Below are 15,842 nucleotides of genomic sequence, written 5' to 3'. Positions count from 1 at the left end.
TTATATAAATATTTAAGTATTGTATTAACCGATAATCATACCGGCAATAGTTGCAGAAATAAGAGAGGCGATTGTTCCTCCAATTAAAGCTTTTATACCAAATAGAGAAAGAGTTTTACGTTGCCCTGGTGCTAAAGATCCAATCCCTCCAATTTGAATTCCAATTGAAGCGAAATTTGCAAAACCACATAACATATATGTTGCCATAATAATCGACTTTTCATAAGTTAAGTGTGTTGCGCTTGCTGCGTTTTTAAGTTCTGCTAATTGGATATAACCAATAAACTCACTTGCTGCCAATTTAATACCTAAAAGTTGTCCCATTAATGCCATATCTTCTTTAGCAACACCAATTAACCACATTAGAGGTGCGAAAATATAGCCTAAAATAAATTCTAATGATAAACTATTGTAGGCTGTTTTTTCGGCAATAATTTCATTTAAAGATGTAAACTGCCACTTTATGTTTAAGGCTTCAATAGTAAAACCATCAAAACCAGCTAGTCCTCCTAAAATACCATTAACCATCGCTATAAAAGCTACAAAAACAAGTAACATTGCTCCAACGTTTACTGCAAGTCTAAGTCCTTCTGTTGTTCCGTTAGCAATAGCTTCAAGTATGTTTGATCCAATTTTTTCTTGCGAAACTTCAACATTTGTATTTACTTCTTCTGTTTGAGGAAATAATATTTTTGAAATTACAATAGCTCCAGGAGCTGCCATTACTGAGGCTGCTAATAAGTGTTTTGCATAAAAAAGTTGTAAGACTTCATCTTCGCCTCCTAAAAATCCAATGTATGCAGCAAGTACAGCTCCTGCAACAGTTGCCATACCTCCAATCATAACGAGAAGGATTTCAGATTTATTCATTTTTTCTAAATAAGCCTTAATTAAAAGCGGTGCTTCTGTTTGACCTAAAAAGATATTTCCGGCAACACTTAAACTTTCTGCTCCAGAGATTCCTAAGACTTTACTAAGTAATAATCCCATAAGTTTTACTACTTTTTGGATGATTCCTAAGTAAAATAAAACAGAGGTTAAGGCTGAAAAGAAAATAATTGTTGGTAATACTTGAAATGCAAAAATAAATCCGAATGAATTTACATCTAGCATCCCTCCAAACAAGAATTCACTTCCTGCTTGTGTGTAGCTTAATATTTCAATAAAACCTTTTCCTATAAACTCAAAGATTGTTTTTATAAATCCTACTTTTAAAACTCCAATAGCTATTACTAATTGTAATGCTAAACCAATTCCAACAGTTTTCCATTTTATAGCACGTCTGTTTGCACTAAATAAAAAGGCGATAAATATTAAGGATACCATTCCTAAAGCACCACGCCAAAAACTATTAAAAGTAAAACCTTTACTTTTTACAATGGTATCTAAAACCGGAGCATCTGCAATAACTTCTTCAACGATAGATGGAGATAGTTTATAGGTTGTTTCTTTGTTTGAAAATACTAATGTAGAGTCTGTAAGCTCTTTAATTTTATAGCGTTTTACAGTTTCGGTAGAATCATTATAATAAAATACTAATAGATTATTTTGATGAATATAATCTCCTGTTTCATGTATTGAATCTGCTTTTATGGTGAAATCAAATTCGCCATAATTTAAGTTTAAAGCATCAGATTTTGAAATAGGTAATAACTGTTCACCAGCTTCGTTCTGTATAGAGTCTAATTTCCAATCTCTGTCAATATCTTGAGCAAGTACGGTATTTAGTCCAAAAAAAATAGCCGTTAAAGCTAGGAAAAAATGTTTCATTTCGAAAGGTGTTTTTTAACGTTTAGAGATTTCATCTCTTAGTTTTGCTGCTGTTTCATAATCTTCATCATGTACAGCATCTTCTAGAAGTGTGTTTAACTCTTGTAAAGATTTGTTTTGGTAAGCATCTTGTGCCGTATTTTCAATTTCATCAGTAATAAAATCATCCATTAAAATACTGTCATCATCTTCTTCGTCTTCCTTTTTAGGGTTAACCTTAAGATAAATACCTGCTTTTTCTAGAATGTTTTTGTAAGTGAAAATTGGTGCTTGAAAGCGTAATGCTAAAGCTATAGCATCGCTAGTTCTTGCGTCTATAATTTCTTCAATAGAATCGCGTTCGCAAATTAAACTAGAATAAAACACACCATCCACTAGTTTATGAATGATTACTTGTTTTATGTTAATAGCGAAACGGTCTGAGAAATTTTTAAAAAGATCGTGAGTTAGTGGTCTTGGAGGGCGTATTTCTTTTTCTAACGCAATGGCAATTGATTGTGCCTCGAAAGCACCAATAACTATTGGTAGTTTACGGTCACCGTCTACTTCGTTAAGTATAAGTGCGTAAGCGCCATTTTGAGTTTGGCTGTAAGAGATTCCTTTTATGTTAAGACGAACTAAGCTCATAATTTTAAAAACACAAAGAACTGTTTAAATTAGGACATTACCAACTGACGAGGCCAGATAAAGTAATTTTTTCGTAATTTAAACAGTCCTTATATTAAGACACAAGTTAAAAAATAATAATTATTGTTGTGCTTTAAAAGCTTTTAATTTGGTAATTAGCTTAGGAAGTACTTCAAAAGCGTCACCTACAATTCCATAATCTGCAGCCTTGAAAAAAGGTGCTTCAGGATCTGTATTAATAACAACTTTTACTTTAGATGCGTTAATTCCTGCTAAATGCTGAATAGCTCCAGAGATTCCAACCGCGATATATAAATTAGAAGCTACAGGCTTTCCTGTTTGTCCTACGTGTTCACTATGTGGTCTCCATCCTAAATCTGATACTGGCTTAGAACACGCTGTTGCTGCTCCTAAAACGTCTGCTAATTCTTCAATCATTCCCCAGTTTTCTGGACCTTTAAGTCCACGTCCACCAGAAACAACGATATCTGCATCTGCAATAGTTACTTGTCCTGTTACTTTGTCAACCGATTCTACGTTAACTCCAAATTCTGGAATTGATGGTGAAAAAGCTTCTACAGTAGCACTTGCTGAATTTTCAACAATACCAAAGGCATTTTTAGACACGGCAACTAATTTTACATCTGTAGAAATAGTAGTCATGTTAAACGCTTTATTTGTAAATGCGGTGCGTTTTACTGTAAAAGGTGATGTGCTTGATGGTGCTTCAACAACATTTGAAGCAAAACCTGCATTTAAATCTACAGCTAAAAGTGGCGCTAAGTATTTACTGTCAGCACTTGAGCTTACAATTACAACTTTGGCACCTTCATTTATAGCGGCTTGCTTAATTACATTTGCATAAGCATTAGCATTAAATGAGTTTAATTTTGAATCGGTAACGGTTAAAACTTTATCTACACCATGATTTCCTAAAACGGAGGTGTCATTAGCGTTAAAAGTAACAGCTGTTACTGTAGTTCCCATTAAGTCTGCCACAGCTTTTGCGTATGAAGCGACTTCTAGGGCTACTTTTTTAAACGTTCCTTCTTCTGATTCTGTATATACTAAAACTGACATGTTTTTTTCTTTTAAGAGATTAATTAAATAACTTTAGCTTCGTTATGAAGTAAGTTTACTAATTCGTCAACATTATCTGCATCAATAAGAGTTACTGCACCTTTTGGTGTTGGTTTTTCAAATTTCACAGAAGTTGTTTCGGCTGTTGCATCAACAGGTTCAACAACTGTTAAAGGTTTTTTACGTGCCATCATGATTCCTCTCATGTTTGGGATACGCAAATCACTTTCTTCAACTAATCCTTTTTGACCTCCAATAACTAACGGAAGACTTGTTGATACGGTTTCTTTACCGCCATCAATTTCTCTTATTGCTTTTACAGCTGTCCCGTCTATTTCTAAACTAATACAATTGTTTACAAAGTTGGCTTTGGTTAACCCAGCTAACATTCCTGGAACCATTCCACCATTGTAATCAATAGATTCTCTTCCAGCAATTACAACATCGTAACCACCATTTTTAACAACGCTTGCTAATTGTTTTGCAACAGCAAAACCATCAGTAGCTTCTGTATTTATTCTAATTGCAGAATCTGCTCCAATTGCTAATGCTTTACGAAGCGTAGGTTCTGTCTCTGCTCCACCAACATTTACAACATCTACAGATGCTCCTTGTTTTTCCTTAAACCACATTGCACGAGTTAATCCAAACTCGTCGTTAGGGTTAATCACAAATTGAACACCGTTAGTGTCAAACTTTGTGTCGCCATCAGTAAAATTAATTTTTGAAGTCGTATCAGGAACATGACTAATGCACACTAATATTTTCATATTGATATTATTATTTTAATGAGTATAAATTTTTTAGGATACGAAGTTAATTATTTTAATTGTAATATTTACTATGCATGCATAATAAATTTTTGTTTTTTAATTATTTTTTTGAATGAAAATATGTTAAAAGTGAAAATAAAAGGGGTTTTAGCTAGTAATCTCATAAAAATTGACTTTTAAAAAAGTATTAAATTTTTGTTGTGTATGAAAAAAGATAGTCAAAAACGATAAATAGAGGTGAAAGGCGTATTTTTTTTGTGAATTATTCCTATTTTTGCTTTCGTATAAAAGATATATAATGAAAACAATTCAATTTAGAGAAGCAATCGCTGAAGCCATGAGCGAAGAAATGCGCAGAGATGAAAGCATTTACTTAATGGGTGAAGAGGTTGCAGAATATAATGGTGCTTACAAGGCGTCAAAAGGAATGTTAGACGAGTTTGGAGCAAAACGTGTTATTGATACACCTATTGCAGAACTTGGTTTTGCAGGAATCGCTATTGGGTCAACAATGACAGGAAATAGACCAATTGTTGAGTATATGACATTCAACTTTTCTTTGGTTGGAATTGATCAAATTATCAATAATGCAGCCAAAATAAGACAAATGTCTGGTGGGCAATTTAAATGTCCAATAGTTTTTAGAGGTCCAACAGGTTCAGCTGGTCAATTAGGAGCAACACACTCTCAAGCTTTTGAAAACTGGTTTGCTAATACTCCAGGACTTAAAGTTGTTATACCATCAAATGTATACGATGCTAAAGGGTTATTAAAATCTGCTATTAGAGATGATGATCCCGTTATTTTTATGGAATCTGAACAAATGTACGGTGATAAAGGTGAAGTGCCAGAAGGTGAATATACAATTCCTTTAGGTGTTGCCGATATTAAACGTGAAGGTACAGACGTTACTATTGTGTCTTTTGGAAAGATTATAAAAGAAGCTTACAAAGCAGCCGATGAATTAGCTAAAGAGGGGATTTCTTGTGAAATTATCGATTTACGTACTGTTCGTCCTTTAGATAAAGAAGCTATTTTAAAATCTGTAAAGAAAACAAATCGTTTGGTTATCTTAGAAGAAGCATGGCCTTTTGGAAATGTTTCAACAGAAATTACATATATTGTACAATCAGAAGCTTTTGATTATTTAGATGCTCCTGTTGTAAAAATAAATACAGCTGATACACCAGCCCCATATTCTCCAGTATTACTAGCAGAGTGGTTGCCAGATTATACTGAAGTAATTAAAGCGGTGAAGAAGGTAATGTATAAATAAAATAATCTGCATTTTTTTGCGTTATACAAGCTTCATTGGCATTTTATGTTGATGAAGTTTTTTGCTTATGAATATTAGACTTTTACTCGTATTTTTATACTTAGGAACACTTTCACTTTGTGCACAAACAAAGGTGAGTGGGCATGTTGTTGATGAATATAATCAGCCAGTTGCCTATGCAAACGTTTTATTTAAAGATTCTAGTGAAGGAACAATTTCCAATGAAAATGGAAAGTTTTATTTAGAATCCGATAATAATTGGGATACTTTAATTGTGTCTTTTTTAGGTTATGAGACTTTACATGTACCATTGCTTAAAAAAGTAAATTATGAGCTTAATCTTACGCTTAAAGAATCTGTTGATGCTTTAGATGAAGTTTTAATTGTTACCGGAAAGCAATCTAAAAAAGCTTCAGAAAATCCAGCTATTCGTATCTTAAAAAAAATATGGGAACACAAACGCCAAAATGGTCTCAATCAATTTAGACAATACGAATACGATAAATACGAAAAAATAGAATTCGATCTTAATACCATTGATAGTGGTCTTATAAAAAGTAAACTATTTAAAGGTATGGAGTTTGTGTTTAATGAAGTGGATACCTCCCGTGTTACAGGAAAAACATATCTCCCAATTTTTATTAATGAAGCCGTAAGTAAAGTGTATGGCGATAATACTATTAATAAAGAAAAAAACGAATTAAAAGGAAATAAAAATTCAGGATTTAGTAATAATCAAATCATTATCGACTTTGTAGATGATTTGTATTCAGATTATAATATCTATGATAATTACCTTAAGTTTTTCGATAAAAGTTTTGTGAGCCCACTATCACGCACCGGAATTCAAACCTATAATTATGTATTATCAGATAGTACATTTATTGATAATAAGTGGTGTTACAATATTGTATATTATCCAAGACGTAAAAACGAGCTAACTTTTAAAGGTGATTTTTGGGTGGCAGATAGTATTTACGCAATTAAAGAAATTAATCTTCAAGCCTCAAAAAGCGCGAATATAAATTGGGTAAAAGAAATTTATATTGAACAAGAATTTGAAGTGCTAAACGATTCTGTATTCCTTATAAGTAGAGATTATTTTATGTCGGATTTTGCTTTTAATAAAAAAGAAAAATCTCGTGGTGTTTATGGGAAACGTACAACACTTTATGATAATTATGCTTTTAATCTTCCAAAAGATGAAAAGTTTTATAGCGAAGAAGTTTACAATTATAATGAAGATGCTTACAATAGAGATGATGAATTTTGGGAAACTAACAGGTTAGAATCTCTAAATAAAGACGAAAAAGGAGTCTACAAAATGTTAGACACCTTAAAAACAGTTAAAAAATTTAAGCGTATTTATAATGTAGGAAGCATTTTGGCATCTGGTTATGTTGAGTTTCCGAGTGTGAATTTTGATTACGGACCAATATTTTCAACATTTGGATATAATGATGTTGAAGGTGTGCGTTTAAGAGGTGGAGGACGAACTTATTTTGGCCCTAATGATTTATGGCGTATTGAAGGCTTTTTAGCTTACGGGTTTAGAGATGATAAATTTAAATACGGTATCTCAGGGAAAATGCTTCTGGATAAGAAAAATAGAATTATTATTTCTGGTGGAAACCGTAGAGATGTTGAGCAAATAGGCGCAAGCCTTACAAATTCTACCGATGTTTTAGGTAGAAGTTTTGCATCATCGTCTGTGATTGGAACCGGAACAAATGATAAGTTAACCAATGTAAATCTTACTACATTAGCTTTAGAACTGGAGCCTGTTAAGAATTTAATTTTTAGAATTGGAGGAACCTATCGTACACTAGAGTCGGCATCAGAAACATTTAGTTTGGATTATTATACAGATGCATCTCAGACGACTACAAGATCAGACTTAAAACAATATGAAAGTTCATTTTCTGTATCTTATTTTCCGAAGCGAAAAATGACAGGTTTTGGTGTTGAAAGACGAGAAGCTAACGATGATTTTGCACGACTTTTCACACAAGTAAGTCGTGGAGATAAAAATGTATTTGATAGTGATTTTGATTATACTAAAGTGCAATTTTCATATATTCAGCCATGGCAATTAGGAGGTTTTGGACGCTTAACAACTACTGTTGAAGCCGGTAAAACTTATGGCGAAGTTCCATTAGGATTATTGAGTGTTGTACCAGGAAATCAATCGTATTTTTCAATTTACAATACATTCTCTCAGTTAGATTATTATGAATTTGTGACCGATACTTATACGGCACTTCATCTAGAGCATAATTTTAATGGACGTTTATTCTCACGAATTCCGTTCTTAAAAAAACAAAACTTAAGAGCTATCGTAGGATTGCGTGGTGCTTGGGGAGAAATTTCAGAAGAAAATAAAAACTTGAACGCTTCAGGTTTAATTTATAACACACCAAATGAAAAGGTATATTACGAATATAGTGTAGGGGTAGGAAATATCTTTAAAGTACTTAGGATAGATTTTAATTTTAGAGGAAATCACCTTGATGCACCAGATGCAAGAAAGTTTGGTGTAACAGGAAGTTTTGGGTTTTATTTCTAATAAAAAATAACCGCTTAACAATTTCTTTATATAAAGTCCTCTTTATTTTAGTTGCCTAAAGGCAAAGACTTACCTATATTTGCAAGCCTTAAAATATATAAGAATATGACAGCAGAAGGAAAATTAACCTTTGATGTATTAATTGAGATACCAAAAGGAAGTAGAAATAAATATGAATACGATTTCGATTTACATAAAATTCGTTTTGATCGTATGTTGTTTTCATCTATGATGTACCCTGGAGATTACGGGTTTATTCCTGAAACATTAGCACTAGATGGAGATCCTCTAGATGTTTTAGTGTTAGGAGCAGAACCAACTTTTCCAATGTGTGTAGTAGAAGTTAAGCCAATTGGAGTTTTCCATATGGCAGATGAAAAAGGACCAGATGAAAAAATAATTTGTGTTCCTGTAACTGATCCTATTTGGAATAGCTACAATGATCTTTCAGACTTAAATCCACATAGAATTAAAGAAATCACTCACTTTTTTAAAGTTTATAAAGACTTAGAGAAAAAGCAAGTTGATATCGGGGAATGGGGAGATGCTAAAGAAGCTCGTGAGATTTTCGCAACATGTGTAAAACGATATAATGATAGTGAGCACAAAGCAAAAAATAGTTTTAAAATATAAAGTTGTATTATAGAACAAAAAAACTCTTATGAAAATAAGAGTTTTTTTTTTATTTTAAATATATAAGGATTTTAAAAGAGACCGTTAATTTCGGCATCAATCCTGTTAATGATTTCTCCTAAATCTTCGGGGTTGGCTACAAAATCTATATTATCTACATCAATAATAAGTAAGTTTCCTTTGTCGTAACCATGAATCCAAGCTTCGTAACGTTCGTTTAGTCTGCTTAGGTAATCTATGCTTATTGTGTTTTCGTAATCGCGTCCACGTTTGTGTATTTGCGATACTAAATTGGGTATTGAACTGCGTAAGTATATTAATAAATCTGGACCTTGTACAAAAGATTCCATTAAATCAAACAGCGATTTGTAGTTTTCAAAATCTCTATTTGTCATTAAACCCATGGCGTGTAAATTAGGTGCAAAAATATGTGCATCCTCATAAATGGTACGATCCTGTATAATCTCCTTACCACTTTCTCTAATAAGACCTACTTGACGAAATCTACTATTTAAAAAGTAAACCTGAAGATTAAAACTCCAACGTTCCATCTGGTTATAAAAATCATCTAAATACGGGTTATCTACAACGTCTTCTAGTTGAGGTTCCCATTTAAAATGTTTGGCTAGTAATTTGGTTAAGGTTGTTTTTCCTGCGCCAATGTTTCCTGCTACAGCAATATGCATGTTTATTATATTTTGAGTTGGAATTTATACAGACTTACGTCGTTGTAAATATACAAGGTTTGGTTGGTTAGTAAAAACTGATTTATCAACAATTGAGGTAGGATTATCTTATGTGGTATATCTTGGTTCTTAGAAAGAAAGTAAAGTGAATTCTCTTGTTTAAGAATAACGTTTTCATTGTTTTCTGAAATTGAAGTAAAGCCTGTATTTTCAATCTTAAAAAGTAAACTCCCCGAATAATTATACTTGTATAAAAATTTTTTGGTTAATATGAAACAGTAATTATAGTTGCTTTTCATGTCTAAAACTTCAGATTGAAGTGGAATTGATGTCGCTTTTATTGTATTAGTTTGGTAGTTGTATAGCTCTAATTGTTGTGTGTCTTGGTTAAAAAGCCACAAGGTGTTATCGTAACCTGTTGCTGCAAATGAGATGTTTTTGTAAGGACTTTTGATGTTGAAATCTATTTTAAAAATTTCAGAAAGTCTATTATCTAACATTATTACAGTATTAAAGTCTTTATAAAAAACATTAATTTTTAAGGGATTAAACGTGCTCACCGATGCTATATCACCAAGCTGCATATTATTATAGCTAATGGTTTTTTTATCTGTTTTTTTATATAATGTATTTTGATTGATATAAAATTCTGTGCCAAAATTATTTGCTTCTACTAGAATATCTATTTTCTGAGAGGTCGAATCTATAAGTTTTGCGCTTATTTTTTGTTGACTATACACTGTTAGTGTACAAAAACATATAATATTTAATATCCATTTCATAGTGGAATGAAAAGTACAAAATGCGATTGAGAATCTGCTATTAATTATCAAAAAGAGCTTTATTTGTTTAGGATTAAATCTTAATGTCACCTCATTTTTAATAGCTGATTAAATTATTTTAAGAAAATTTTAACATTTATAAAATTAACTCTTTTCCTTTTTTTAAGTCTAAACTGATATTAAAGGATGAAAAACCCTTCCTTTTAACTAAAATATAGTCTTAATAAATTATGAAATCAATCGCAATTAAACTATCTGTTGCTTTGTTAATGCTTATGGGAGCATCTATGAACGCTCAAGATTTTCAAGGTAAAGCTTATTACGAATCTAAAACATCTGTAGATATGGATGGTTTTGGAGGCCGACAAATGAGTGAAGAACAAAAAAAGCAAGTTGCAAATCGTATGAAGAGCTTGTTTGAAAAAACGTACGTATTAACGTTTAATCAAACAGAATCTATGTACAAAGAAGATGAAAAACTTGAAGCTCCTGGTGCATCTAGTGGAGGGAGATTTGGAGGATTTGCGTCTAGTTTTACAGGTGGACCTCAATATAAAAACGTTAAAGAAGGACAGTTGTTGCAAGAACAAGAATTTTTTGGAAAACAGTTTTTGGTTAAAGATGAATTGAAACCTTTACAGTGGGTAATGGGAACAGAAACCAAACAAATTGGGCAATACACCGCTTTTAAAGCGACAGCAGTAAAACAAGTTACCGGAACTGACTTTTCAAGTTTTAGAGGTAGAGGAGCTGGTGATGACTCAAATAAAAAAGATAAAGACTCAATATCAGGCGATAAAAAAAAGGGTGATACTCCAAGAGAAATTACAGTAACGGCATGGTATACACCACAAATTCCAATCAATCAAGGTCCAGGAGAATATTGGGGATTACCAGGTTTAATTTTAGAAATTAATGCTGATAAAACTATAATACTTTGTTCTAAAATTATCCTTAATCCTGGTGAAAAGGATGAAATAAAAGTGCCTTCAAAAGGAAAAGAAGTAACACGTGAAGCTTACGATAAAATAGTAAAAGACAAAACTGCCGAAATGCGTGAGAACTTCAGTGGACGTGGTGGTAGAGGCGGAAGACGCTAATCACATAATTTATACAACCAAACCAAAAATAGTTATGAAACATATTTTTTTAACCTTGCTACTTTGTGTGGCCAGCCTTTCTTTTGCTCAAATAAAAGTAGAAGGTGTCGTAAAAGATAGCATCGGTGAGCCTTTAGAATTGGCAAATGTTATTGCAATTAACCAAGTCACTAAATCATTAGAGTCTTATGCGGTTACTAATGATAAAGGGCGTTTTAAACTGTCTTTAGATAAAAATACATCTTATAAACTTCAGGTAAGTTATATAGGTATGAAATCTTATGACCAAATTATTTCAACTAAAGAAAGTGATATCACAAAAAACTTTACATTACAAACAGACAATGCTTTAGATGCTGTTGAAATTGTTTATGAAATGCCTGTAACAATGAAAGGCGATACTTTAATTTATAATGCCGATTCTTTTAAAAATGGTACTGAAAGACGGTTAGAAGATGTATTAAAAAAATTACCAGGTGTTGAGATTAATGATGATGGAGAGATTGAGGTTGAAGGAAAAAAAGTAACCAAATTAATGGTAGACGGAAAGGACTTTTTTGATGGTGATTCTAAATTAGCTACAAAAAATATTCCGGCAAATGCTATTGATAAAATTGAAGTACTTAAAAACTTTTCAGAAGTAGGGCAATTAAGTAGTGTAACTAACAATCAAGATAATACAGCTATTAATATCCGTTTAAAAGAGGGGAAAAAGAATTTCTGGTTTGGTTCTGTAACCGCAGGTTCTGGAGTTGCAGACACTGATGGATTGTATTTAGTACAACCAAAATTATTTTACTACAGTCCAAAATATAGTATCAACCTTATTGGTGATATCAATAATATTGGTGAAATAGGCTTTACGCGTCGTGATTACTTTAATTTTTCAGGAGGATTTAAATCGCCAAGTAGAAGTAGTGGAACAAGTATTGACTTAGGAAGTAATGACCTTGGATTTTTAACGCTTCAAAACAATCAAGCTAAATCAATTAATACAAAATTTGGAGCAGCTAACTTTAGTTATTCACCAAATGATGCTTTAGACCTTAGTGGGTTTTTAATTTTTTCGAACAATAAAAACGAATTACAAGAAAATAATTCGGTACAATATACAGATAGTGATTTAGGGATTCCAGATGAAGATACAGAGAGTAATACTATACAACGTAGTGATTTAGGAATGCTTAAATTAAGTGCTAAATATAAGCCTAACGGAAATAATCAACTAGAATATGATGTTTTAGGGCGTATTTCAAAAGAATCTCAAGATCAAAGTTATTTTTCTTCAGTAATAGGAGATGTTACACAAGACGAAAGCTCTAGTCCGTTTAGTATTAACCAAAGCTTAAATTATTACTATACGTTAGATGAAAATAATATTTTCTCTTTTGAAGCACAACACTTACTAAAAGATGAAGATCCTTTTTATAACGCAATTTTAGAAGATCAAACCAATTACCAAACTACAGCCGACGCTTTAGGGTTTGATAGTAGTCAAACAGGATACAATTTTGCACAAAACAAACGAGTAAAATCAAGTCAATTAGATGCTAAATTAGATTATTGGCATGTGCTAAATGATAAAAGTAATATTAACGTAACTTTTGGTACCATCTTAAGTCATCAGCAATTTGACTCTGAGATTTTTCAATACCTAGATGATGGATCAATATTTGAACCTACTCCAACAATTAATGGTGGTTTAAATACTAATGATACCGATTATAACTTTACCGATGTATATACTGCATTACATTACCGCCTAAAAACAGGAAAGTTTACATTTACTCCAGGAGTTTCTCTGCACGCATTTAGATCAAACAATGTACAATATGGTACAGATGAATACCAAAATAGCTTCTTTAAAGTATTGCCAGATTTTGATATGAGAATTCAACTTAAAAAAAGTGAGCATATCGGGTTAAATTATACCATGCAAACACAGTTTACAGATGTTACTAACTTAGCGAGAGGTTTAGTGCTAAATAACTATAACTCTATTTTCTCTGGAAGCCAGGAGTTAGATAATGCTTTATCTCATAATGTTAATTTATCTTACTTTAGTTTTAACTTATTTAACTATACTAACATTTTTGCAAATGTAAGCTACAGTAAAAAAATAGATCAAATTAGAAATTTAACTAATTTTGAGAGTGTTATACGTACTAACTCTCCTTTTAACTCTTCTTTTGCAGATGAAACAGCTTCTGCTTCTGGACGTTTCCAAAGACGTTTTGGTAAGTTTCAAGCTTCAGCAAACGGAAGTTTTAGTTATAGTAAATTCAATCAGTTTATTCAAACAGTACAATCTACAAACGAAAACTATACACAAACTTATAGAGGAGAATTACGTACCAACTTTAGAGATGCTCCTAACTTTGAGATAGGTTACCGTTATTCAATTTCAGATAATGACCAAGGATCATCTAGAACTAAGTTTTATACAAAAGCACCTTCTGTAGAATTTGATGCGTTAATTTTTAAAACATTAACCTTTAAAACAGATTATTCTTACACTAACCTAAGTGACGAAGCCGGTACAATTAACGATTATGATTTTTGGAATGCATCTTTATCTTACCGTAAAAATGCTGATGCAAAATTAGAATACGAAATAAAAGCAACCAATTTACTAGATACAAAATCTCAAGCTCAAAGTAATACTAGTGCGTATTCTGTAAGTGCAACAGAATATTTTATTCAACCACGTTTTATAACGTTTAGATTAGTTTACGACTTATAGTCCTCAGTAATAAAAACTTGCCTTCTTAATTTTGAGAAGGCTTTTTTTTTGTTTTATTTTTTTTGAAAAATAGATGATTATTTTTTTGTTGAAACAAAAAACAATACTATATTTGCACTCGGTTTTAGGGGAGATACTCAAGCGGCCAACGAGGGCAGACTGTAAATCTGCTGACTACGTCTTCGCAGGTTCGAATCCTGCTCTCCCCACTAAAACAAAAGTTCATACAAAAGTATGAACTTTTTTTATGCGCATATATTTCAGTATAAAGCATAAAAAGACCGCCTTTTAAAGCGGTCTCTTCTATTTATTTATGTGTAAGCTATCCTATAGTTCAAAAGCTTCTTTTACTTTGTCTACATAGTCTAATTTTTCCCATGTAAATAATTCAACTTCTCTAGTTATATCTTCTCCGTTAGGTTGAGAAAATGTTTTAGTTACTGTTTCGTTCTTACGTCCCATATGTCCGTAAGCTGCAGTTTCACTATATATAGGATTTCTAAGTTTTAAACGTTCTTCAATTTCAGAAGGACGCATATCAAAAATAGTAGATACTTTTTTGGCAATTTCTCCATCTGTCATGTTAAAAGGACAAGTTCCGTAAGTGTCAATAAAGATTCCCATAGGCTCTACAACTCCAATAGCATAACTTACTTGTACTAATACTTCGTCTGCAATACCTGCTGCAACTAAGTTTTTAGCAATGTGTCGTGTTGCATAAGCAGCACTTCTATCTACTTTACTTGGGTCTTTCCCTGAAAAAGCTCCTCCACCATGAGCACCTTTTCCACCGTAAGTATCCACAATAATTTTTCGTCCTGTTAAACCAGTATCTCCGTGAGGTCCACCAATTACAAACTTTCCAGTAGGGTTAATATGATATTTAATGTCATCGTTAAATAACACTTGTATATGTTCAGGTAATTTAGCAATAACTCTAGGAATAAGAATCTCTACGATGTCTTTTCTTATTTTAGCAAGCATTACTTCATCTTCGTCAAAATCGTCGTGTTGTGTTGATACTACAATAGCATCAATACGTTGTGGGACGTTGTCATCGCTATATTCAATAGTAACCTGACTTTTTGAGTCTGGTCTTAAATATGTGATGTCTTTTTCTTCTCTACGTAATGCAGCTAATTCTATTAAGATTTTGTGAGATAAATCTAAAGCTAAAGGCATGTAGTTCTCGGTCTCTTTGGTTGCATAACCAAACATCATTCCTTGATCTCCTGCGCCTTGTTCTTCTTTAGTTGCTCTATCAACTCCTTGGTTAATATCTTGAGATTGTTCGTGTATTGCAGATAAAATTCCACAAGAATTCCCGTCAAACATATAAGCACTTTTTGTGTACCCAATTTTGTTAATCGTTTCTCTTGCTATTTTTTGAGCATCTAATGTTACTTTAGATTTTACTTCTCCGGCAAGTACTACTTGTCCAGTTGTTACTAGGGTTTCGCAAGCTACTTTCGAGTTCTTATCAAACGCTAAAAAGTTATCAATTAAAGCATCGCTTATTTGGTCTGCTACTTTATCTGGGTGTCCTTCAGAAACACTCTCTGAGGTGAATAAATACGCCATAATTTTTAAAATAAAAATGTATAATAATAGAAGAGATTTGACGAAGGCGTCAAAGGAAGCTTACACTGTCCTTTAGCATTTTTTAATGAGGTTGCAATCAGTCAAATCCCTCCTCTAAATTTTAGACTGCAAATGTACATATTATATTGTAACTAGAAAAAGCTTTAACTAAAAAGGTCTTTTTTATAACATTTGGAGCGTTTTTGTTACTTTTTTGTTAAAATA

The 15,842-nt window shown here is 32.3% G+C and carries 12 protein-coding genes and 1 tRNA gene; 6 read left to right on the top strand and 7 right to left on the bottom strand.

Annotation, left to right across the window (positions count from 1 at the left end; translation table 11 throughout):
* Nucleotides 1–24: 24 nt before the first annotated feature.
* The 4 genes from ACU4C5_RS03435 to ACU4C5_RS03420 all read right to left on the bottom strand — a co-directional run bounded on the left by ACU4C5_RS03435 (nt 25) and on the right by ACU4C5_RS03420 (nt 4,247).
* Entirely contained in the window at nt 25–1,770 is a 1,746-nt protein-coding gene (locus tag ACU4C5_RS03435; protein ID WP_446845651.1) for a nucleoside transporter C-terminal domain-containing protein, read from the bottom strand.
* 15 nt (nt 1,771–1,785) lie between these two features.
* Nucleotides 1,786–2,397 carry a bifunctional nuclease family protein gene (locus ACU4C5_RS03430; protein WP_446845650.1) on the bottom strand — a complete coding sequence of 204 codons (612 nt, stop codon included), beginning with the start codon at nt 2,395–2,397 and terminating at the stop codon, nt 1,786–1,788.
* A 120-nt stretch (nt 2,398–2,517) separates the two neighbouring features.
* Nucleotides 2,518–3,477 carry an electron transfer flavoprotein subunit alpha/FixB family protein gene (locus ACU4C5_RS03425; RefSeq protein ID WP_446845649.1) on the bottom strand — a complete coding sequence of 320 codons (960 nt, stop codon included), beginning with the start codon at nt 3,475–3,477 and terminating at the stop codon, nt 2,518–2,520.
* A 23-nt stretch (nt 3,478–3,500) separates the two neighbouring features.
* Entirely contained in the window at nt 3,501–4,247 is a 747-nt protein-coding gene (locus tag ACU4C5_RS03420) for an electron transfer flavoprotein subunit beta/FixA family protein (protein ID WP_446845648.1), read from the bottom strand.
* A 301-nt stretch (nt 4,248–4,548) separates the two neighbouring features.
* On the opposite strand from ACU4C5_RS03420, the gene ACU4C5_RS03415 reads away from it, so the two are divergent.
* The 3 genes from ACU4C5_RS03415 to ACU4C5_RS03405 all read left to right on the top strand — a co-directional run bounded on the left by ACU4C5_RS03415 (nt 4,549) and on the right by ACU4C5_RS03405 (nt 8,725).
* Nucleotides 4,549–5,526 (top strand): pyruvate dehydrogenase complex E1 component subunit beta, encoded by a 978-nt coding sequence (locus tag ACU4C5_RS03415; protein ID WP_446845647.1) that lies wholly within the window; start codon nt 4,549–4,551, stop codon nt 5,524–5,526.
* A gap of 67 nt (nt 5,527–5,593) precedes the next feature.
* Entirely contained in the window at nt 5,594–8,092 is a 2,499-nt protein-coding gene (locus ACU4C5_RS03410) for a DUF5686 family protein (RefSeq protein ID WP_446845646.1), read from the top strand.
* Between the two features lie 105 nt (nt 8,093–8,197).
* A complete protein-coding gene (locus ACU4C5_RS03405) occupies nt 8,198–8,725 on the top strand; it encodes an inorganic diphosphatase (RefSeq protein ID WP_446845645.1) in 528 nt (175 codons plus the stop codon).
* Nucleotides 8,726–8,796: 71 nt separating this feature from the next.
* Here ACU4C5_RS03405 and ACU4C5_RS03400 read toward each other — a convergent pair whose 3' ends face one another.
* Nucleotides 8,797–9,411 carry a deoxynucleoside kinase gene (locus tag ACU4C5_RS03400; protein WP_446845644.1) on the bottom strand — a complete coding sequence of 205 codons (615 nt, stop codon included), beginning with the start codon at nt 9,409–9,411 and terminating at the stop codon, nt 8,797–8,799.
* Nucleotides 9,412–9,416: 5 nt separating this feature from the next.
* Complete coding sequence (locus ACU4C5_RS03395) at nt 9,417–10,193, bottom strand: hypothetical protein (RefSeq protein WP_446845643.1); 777 nt, start codon at nt 10,191–10,193, stop codon at nt 9,417–9,419.
* 230 nt (nt 10,194–10,423) lie between these two features.
* Here ACU4C5_RS03395 and ACU4C5_RS03390 point away from each other — a divergent pair, with 230 nt between their 5' ends.
* From ACU4C5_RS03390 to ACU4C5_RS03380, 3 genes are all read left to right on the top strand, one after another.
* Nucleotides 10,424–11,293: a GLPGLI family protein gene (locus tag ACU4C5_RS03390; RefSeq protein ID WP_446845642.1), complete on the top strand. Its 870-nt coding sequence runs from the start codon at nt 10,424–10,426 to the stop codon at nt 11,291–11,293.
* Nucleotides 11,294–11,327: 34 nt separating this feature from the next.
* Nucleotides 11,328–14,036, top strand: coding sequence for a carboxypeptidase regulatory-like domain-containing protein (locus ACU4C5_RS03385; protein ID WP_446845641.1), 2,709 nt, complete (start codon nt 11,328–11,330; stop codon nt 14,034–14,036).
* Nucleotides 14,037–14,163: 127 nt separating this feature from the next.
* Nucleotides 14,164–14,245: transfer RNA gene (locus ACU4C5_RS03380), tRNA-Tyr, on the top strand.
* Between the two features lie 118 nt (nt 14,246–14,363).
* Here the strand turns inward: ACU4C5_RS03380 and metK are convergent.
* Nucleotides 14,364–15,617, bottom strand: a complete 1,254-nt coding sequence (metK, locus tag ACU4C5_RS03375; RefSeq protein WP_446845640.1) for a methionine adenosyltransferase — start codon at nt 15,615–15,617, stop codon at nt 14,364–14,366.
* Nucleotides 15,618–15,842: the final 225 nt, after the last annotated feature.

It is taken from the genome of Lacinutrix undariae, from assembly GCF_052934785.1.
Note: the sequence above shows the minus strand (reverse complement) of the source record. Positions and strands in the feature narration are given on the sequence as shown.